The sequence below is a fragment of the Phenylobacterium sp. 58.2.17 genome (assembly GCF_026411515.1).
Classification (GTDB): domain Bacteria; phylum Pseudomonadota; class Alphaproteobacteria; order Caulobacterales; family Caulobacteraceae; genus Phenylobacterium.
This window is the reverse complement of the sequence record NZ_JAPMTQ010000116.1, coordinates 1-521: the sequence shown is the minus strand read 5'-3', so window position 1 is coordinate 521 and position 521 is coordinate 1. Positions and strand designations below refer to the sequence as shown.

The following is a 521-nucleotide window of genomic DNA, read 5'->3' as shown; positions in this document are numbered from 1 at the left end:
AACAGCACAGGAATGGGCAAAAGCACACGTTTCAAAAGATGAAGTGGCTTTCCGTAAATCTATGCCTGGTGTGAAGTTATCTCAAGTGGAATATGACGTGTATCTCGACTTCACATACAACTGCGGTGCTGCAAATTGGCGCTCATCTTCAATGCTACGCAATTTGAAAGCGGGGCAGTACGTGAAAGCGTGTAAGTCACTTTTGAAGTGGAAGTATGTAGCCAAGCGTGACTGTAGTATTCGATCCAATAATTGTTATGGTGTTTGGGTTCGTCAATTAAGCCGTTATGACAAATGTATGGAGGCACAATAATGTTGCAAGTATTTTTAGCCAAATTTTATGAAGCCATCATTTGTATTTTGATGGCTTTATTTTTGATTGCTTCAATTGGTTTAGGTGTTCAAACATTGCGTTTATCGAGCATACAAAGTGACTATGAATTACTTGATGCAAAGTATCAAACGGATCTAGCAAAGTCTGAAGCACTAACCGAAAAAGCGAAAGCGGATGCAATTAAAAC

General features: G+C 39.3%; 2 protein-coding genes. Both read left to right on the top strand.

Translation table 11 applies throughout. The features are described from left to right. The coding region (locus OUA97_RS23310; protein WP_267234454.1) for a glycoside hydrolase family protein at positions 1–313 on the top strand (313 nt) is incomplete at its 5' end. Continuing rightward, positions 313–521 (top strand): hypothetical protein (locus OUA97_RS23305; protein ID WP_267234453.1); only part of this gene is annotated, 209 nt, incomplete at its 3' end. The genes OUA97_RS23310 and OUA97_RS23305, both read left to right, overlap by 1 nt.